This window comes from Streptomyces sp. SID5785 (genome assembly GCF_009870065.1).
Taxonomy (GTDB): Bacteria; Actinomycetota; Actinomycetes; order Streptomycetales; family Streptomycetaceae; genus Streptomyces.
Window position 1 is genome coordinate 21,261 of sequence record NZ_WWIA01000942.1, and the last position, 6,366, is coordinate 27,626.

Genomic DNA, 6,366 nt, shown 5'->3' on the forward strand with positions numbered 1-6,366 from the left:
GGCGGGGCTCGCCGGTCGCTGCTCCCGACTGCATGCCGGGGGCGCGTACACGAGCGGCCGTCACACAGCGTACCAGCCGCCGGCCGCGCCCCTGACCGACGCCCGTTCCAGCTGGTCTTCTAGCTGGTCATGGCCCGCGCCGACGCGTACACGTCGAAGACGGCGAGGGCCAGCGGGATCAGCGTGAGCAGCACGAACGTCTCGCCGATCTCCAGGAAGCGGCCCCAGAAGGGGGTGACACCGCGACGCGGAGTGATGAGACCGATGGCCGTCACGAGGGCGGTGGCCGCGCCGATCGCCGCGATGATCCACACGCTGCGGATGTCGAGGGCCGTGGTGTCCTGCTTGAACAGCGCGTCGCGCACGTAGTCGACCGGCGGGTGCAGCGCGAGGCCGAGCCCCAGGAAGACCAGCGCGGCCAGACCGGCGGCGAGCGTGGCGCCGACCTGTGCGGTGTAGCGGAACAGGTGGGCGCGCATCAGCATGGCGACGCCGGTGGCGAGGGCGAGCAGCTGCCCCCACACGTTGCTGGAGAAGCCGAGGACGATCGACGCGCCCACGGAGACGAGGGCGCAGCCGCCGACGAGACCGACGAGGAGCTCGTGCCCCCGGCGGGCCTGCGCGGCGACGCGCTCGGCGTCGACGGCCTCGTGCGCGTCGGCCGGGTCGGCGCTGGTCTCGTAGCTGGCGCGGCCGGGGTTCGGCGGTTCGAAGCCGATGGGCAGCCGGGCGAAGCGCATGGACAGGCCGGGCAGGAACGCCAGGGCGCTCACCGCGAGCGGCGCGCACACGGCGGCCGTCTCGATGGGCTTCAGGTCCGTGAGGATCGCGATGAAGGTCGTGAGGAGTCCGATCAGCGAGGCGAAGACGAACGCCACGAAGGGACCGTCGCCGCCGGGCGAGACCAGGGTGAGCACCACGGAGGCGACCAGGACCGCCGCGCAGGCGAGCAGGAACTGGAGGCGTCCGATGCCCTGCCCGTCGGAGAGGGCGAGCAGGCCGGAGCCCGCCACCGCCATGTTCGGCAGGGCGCCGAGACCGAGGGCGACGGCCGAGCCGCGGTCGTCGTAGACCCGGGCGCGCACGCAGGCCAGGGTGATCAGCAGGACGCCGACGACGGCGGCGAGGACTCCCTGGAGGCTGTTCATGTCGTGGCGGAGCTCGGAGTTCCAGGCCACGAACGCCATGAGGGCGGGCAGGACGCCGCCGGCCACGAGGCCCGCCGCGCGCGTGAGGTCGCCGCTCCACAGGGTGCGGTCCTTGGTCACGGCGGAGGCGACGGCCTCGGAGACGTCGTCGTAGACGGCGGGCGGCAGCGACTCGGAGAAGGGGCGCAGGGTGAGCAGCTCACCGTCCAGGATGCGCTGCGCCGCGAACGAGCGGGCGCTGTCGAGGACCGTGCCGTCGCGGCGCACGAGGTGGTAGCCCACCGGGGCGCCCTCGGCCGGGCTCTGCTGGGAGAGCCGCAGGATCTCGGGGTTCAGGTCGGCGACCGGCACGTCGTCGGGGAGGGCCACGTCGATCCGGCTGTCGGGCGCCACGATCGTGACGCGGCAGAAGCCGAGGCCCGTACCCGCCGACGCGGGAGCTCCGGTACCCGGTCCGCCGGCCCGGCCGGCCGGCGCGGAGGCCGTCATGCTCACCTGCTGTTCCCCCTTGTTCGCGAAGGCGTGCTGTAAAGATCCTGTGTACGTCGCGCTGCGGGCGGCGCGGGGCCGGTCAGCCGGGCCGTTTCGCACGGGCCCGGGGAACCACTCGTTCCGAACCGTGCCGAATGCCCCGTTTTCCTGGCCCTCTTCACCCCTGCTCACGCGTACCTCCGGCACCCTACCGCCCGCCGTTGTCGGTGGTTGTCAGTAGGATCGCGAACCGCGATCGACGTCCGCCTGACACGGGGCGGCGGACGGAAACGCTCGGTCCGGCAAGGGAATTGGTGCAGAGTGAGCCACATCGTCGTCAAGCGCCCACCTCGGGCACTGCCGTCCGAGGTGCCCACGGAAGAGGTGGTGCTGCAGCCTCCGCCGGAGCTTCCGCGGGGGCAGCAGGAAGGCGCCCTGATGCAGATCCTGCCCATGCTCGGCATGGGCGGTTCGGTGGTGTTCTTCTTCAACCCGTCGTCCCCGCCCTTCATGCGGATCATGGGCATGGTGATGGTGGCGTCCACCATCTCGATGGGCATCGCGATGCTGGTCCGCTACCGCAGGGGCAACCAGGGACAGATGGCGGACATGCGCCGCGACTACCTGCGCTACCTGGCGCAGACGCGGCGCGAGGCGCTGGGTACGGCGAAGAAGCAGCGCGACGCCCAGTACTACCTGCACCCTTCGCCGGAGCAACTGTGGGCGCTGGTCGCCGAGGGCAGTCGCGTCTGGGAGCGCCGCACCGGTGACGAGGACTTCGGGCAGGTGCGGGTCGGGCTCGGCGCGCAGGGCCTGGCCACTCCCCTGGTGCCCCCGCAGACCGCCCCGGTCGACGAGCTGGAGCCGCTGACCGCCGGCGCCATGCAGCGCTTCCTGGCGACCCACAGCGCGCTCGAGAACCTGCCGATGGCGGTCTCGCTGCGTGCCTTCTACCACGTGTCCGTGAGCGGCGAGCCGGCCACCGTGCGCGGCACCGCGCGCGCGGTGGCCGCCTCCCTCGCCTCGCTGCACTCCCCGGAGGACCTCGTCGTGGCGGTCGCCGCGGGGCGCGAGACGGTCGGCGAGTGGGAGTGGGCCAAGTGGCTGCCGCACTCCCAGGTGCCCGGCCAGTCGGACGGTGCGGGCAGTCGCCGCCTCATCACGACGAACCCGGTGGAGCTGGAGGACCTGCTCGCCCCGCGCCTGGAGGGCCGCCCGCGCTTCCACCCCGGTGGCGCCCCGGTCCCCGAGCAGCCGCACCTCGTCGTCGTCCTGGACGGCGTCTCGCTGCCGCCCACCTCGATCCTGGCGAGCCCCGAGGGTCTCCAGGGCGTCACGGTCCTCGAGGTCGTCCCCGGTGATCTGCACGCCGGGCGCGGCGACCTGTCGATCGTCGTCCACCCCAAGATGCTGCGCCTGGAGTCGGCGCACGGCATGGTCTACGAGGGCACCCCGGACGTGCTCTCGTACGCGGGCGCGGAGGCGCTCGCCCGCCAGCTCGCCCCGCTGCGCATGGCGTCGGGCGGCGACAGCGACGACGAGCCACTGCTGGCCAACCTCGAGTTCACCGACCTGATGAACCTGGGCGACGCCGCGACCGTCGACACCAAGCGCACCTGGCGCCCCCGCTCGCAGGCCGAGCGGCTGCGCGTGCCGATCGGTGTCGGCGACGACGGCCGCCCCGTCATGCTCGACCTCAAGGAGGCGGCGCAGGAGGGTATGGGCCCGCACGGTCTGTGTGTCGGTGCCACCGGTTCCGGCAAGTCCGAGCTGCTGCGCACCCTGGTGCTCGGTCTCGCGGTGACGCACTCCTCCGAGACGCTGAACTTCGTCCTCGCGGACTTCAAGGGTGGTGCCACGTTCGCCGGCATGGCGCAGATGCCGCACGTCGCGGCCGTGATCACCAACCTGGCGGACGACCTGACGCTCGTCGACCGCATGGGCGACTCCATCCGCGGTGAGCTCAACCGCCGCCAGGAGATGCTCCGCGACGCGGGCAACTACGCGAACATCCACGACTACGAGAAGGCGCGCGTGGCCGGTGCGCCGCTCCAGCCGATCCCGTCGCTCGTCCTGGTGATCGACGAGTTCTCCGAGCTGCTGACCGCGAAGCCCGACTTCATCGAGATGTTCGTGCAGATCGGCCGCATCGGCCGTTCGCTGGGCGTGCACCTGCTGCTCGCCTCGCAGCGCCTGGAGGAGGGCCGGCTGCGCGGCCTGGAGACGTACCTCTCGTACCGCATCGGTCTGCGGACGTTCTCCGCGGCCGAGTCCCGGGCCGCCCTCGGTGTCCCGGACGCCTACGAGCTGCCGAACGTGCCGGGTTCCGGCTTCCTCAAGTTCGGCACCGACGAGATGGTGCGCTTCAAGGCGGCGTACGTCTCCGGCGTGTACCGCACCGGGCCTGCGCAGGTCGCGACGCCGGGCGGCCCGCTGCCGGTGGACCGGCGCCCGGCGCTGTTCACCGCGGCCGAGGTTCCCGTGCAGTACATGCCGGTGCCGCAGCAGCGCGAGGGCGAGCAGGAGACGCCGCGCGACGACAAGGACGACGCGCTCGCCGACACCGTGCTCGACGTGATCGTGCGCCGGCTCGAGGCGCAGGGCCCGGCGGCCCACCAGGTGTGGCTGCCGCCGCTGGACAGCCCGCCGTCCCTGGACTCGCTGCTGCCCGGCCTGGCGCCCGTCCAGGGGCGTGGCCTCACCCAGCCCGGGTACGAGGGCGCGGGGCGTCTGGTCATCCCCGTCGGTCTCGTCGACAAGCCGTACGAGCAGCGACGTGACCCGCTGTGGGTGGACTTCGGCGGCGCCGCCGGTCACATGCAGATCCTCGGTGGCCCGCAGTCCGGCAAGTCGACGCTGCTGCGCTCCATCGTGGCGTCGTTCGCCCTGACGCACACGCCGCAGGAAGTCCAGTTCTACGGGCTCGACTTCGGTGGTGGCGGTCTCGCCGCCGTCGAGGGGCTGCCGCACGTGGGCGGCGTGGCGTCCCGTCTCGACCCCGAGAAGGTGCGCCGTACGGCGGCCGAGGTCTACGGGGTGCTGACGCGCCGCGAGGAGTACTTCCGCACGGCGGGCATCGCGTCGATCGCCGACTTCCGCGCACGCCGCGCGCGGGGCGACATCTCGATGACCGACCAGCCGTGGGGCGACGTGTTCCTGCTGATCGACGGCTGGGGCAACTTCCGCTCGGACTACGAGGGTCTCGAGTCGATCGTCCTGGACATCGCCGCGCGCGGTCTGGGGTACGGCATCCACGTGGTCCTGACGGCGTCGCGGTCCATGGAGGTCCGGGCGAACATGAAGGACCACCTCATGAACCGCCTGGAGCTGCGGCTCGGCGACACGATGGACTCCGAGTTCGACCGCAAGGTCGCGGCCAACGTGCCGACGGGTGTGCCCGGTCGTGGCCAGACCCCGCAGAAGCAGCACTTCATGGCGGCGGTCCCGCGCATCGACGGCCTGTCCTCGGACACGGACCTGGCGGAGGCGACGAGCGCGCTGTCCGCCGAGGTGTCGCGGCACTGGACGCAGCCGGGCGCGCCCGCGGTGCGGCTGCTGCCGCGCGAGTTCGCGGCGCGCCAGCTGCCGCCGGGCGACCGCTTCCCGGAGCGCGGTGTCGCGTTCGCGCTGGACGAGGACAACCTCGAGCCGGTGTTCGTGGACTTCGAGCAGGACCCGTTCTTCCTGGTCTTCGGCGAGAGCGAGTCCGGCAAGTCCAACCTGCTGAAGCTGATCATCCGTCAGCTCACCCAGCGCTACAGCGGCGACGTCTGCAAGCTGTTCGTGGTCGACAACCGCCGCTCGCTGCTCGACGTCACGCCGCAGTCGCACCTGGCCGAGTACATCCCGATGTCGAACCAGATGCAGCACCACATGGACGCGCTGGCCGACCTGATGCAGCGCCGCACGCCGACCGCGGACGTGACGGCGCAGCAGCTGCGCGACCGCAGCTGGTGGCGCGGACCGACCGTCTATGTCGTGATCGACGACTACGACCTGGTGTCGACGTCCAGTGGCAACCCGCTGGCGGGTCTGACCGAACTGCTGCCGTTCGCGCGCGACGTGGGCGTCCGCTTCATCATCGCCCGCTCGACGGCGGGCGCGGGCCGCGCCGGGTACGAGGGCTTCATGCAGCGCATCAAGGAGCTCGGCGCACAGGGCGTGCTCCTGGCCGGTGACCCGGCCGAGGGCGACCTGCTCGGCGGCCTGCGACCGCGCCCGATGCCCGCCGGCCGTGGCGTCTTCGTCTCACGCAAGCGGGGCAAGCCGTTGATCCAGGTCGGTCTGGAGGACTGACGGCTCCTCGCACGCCCGTCGGCTCATCAGCTCCATCAGCTCCTTAGCACGTGACACGGAGGGGCCGTGGGAAGATCCCGTGGATCTCCCCACGGCCCCTTGTCGTGCCGCCGCCCCACGTAGTCTTGTCACCGCAGGAGTTGGCGCGTCGGGAAGGGGCCGTTCACCATGGCGGAGGCAGAGGACCAGCGGACCGCGGAGGGCTCACGGCAGCCGGAGTCCCCGGAGGAGACGAAGGCCCGCAAGGAGCGCGAGAGGGACGAGCTCTACGCGCTCGACATCTCCGGCGTCCAGTGGCACGGCGCGCCCGGCACCGAGCAGGACGAGGAGCGCGTGGAGATCGCGCAGCTCCCGGGGGGCGCGGTGGCCATGCGGTCGTCGCTCGACCCGGAGACGGTGCTGCGGTACACGGAGGCGGAATGGACCGCGTTCGTCCTGGGGGCGCGGGACA

At 72.1% G+C, this 6,366-nt stretch carries 3 protein-coding genes; 2 read left to right on the top strand and 1 reads right to left on the bottom strand.

Annotated elements, in window-relative coordinates; genetic code table 11:
• Nucleotides 1-119: 119 nt before the first annotated feature.
• A complete protein-coding gene (gene eccD, locus GTW43_RS30830; RefSeq protein WP_161305276.1) occupies nucleotides 120-1,637 on the bottom strand; it encodes a type VII secretion integral membrane protein EccD in 1,518 nt (505 codons plus the stop codon).
• Between the two features lie 303 nt (nucleotides 1,638-1,940).
• Between eccD and eccCa the strand changes: the two genes are divergently transcribed.
• Together eccCa and GTW43_RS30840 are read left to right on the top strand one after the other, a co-directional pair.
• A complete protein-coding gene (gene eccCa / locus GTW43_RS30835; RefSeq protein WP_161305277.1) occupies nucleotides 1,941-5,915 on the top strand; it encodes a type VII secretion protein EccCa in 3,975 nt (1,324 codons plus the stop codon).
• Between the two features lie 168 nt (nucleotides 5,916-6,083).
• The coding region (locus tag GTW43_RS30840) for a DUF397 domain-containing protein (protein ID WP_161305278.1) at nucleotides 6,084-6,366 on the top strand (283 nt) is incomplete at its 3' end.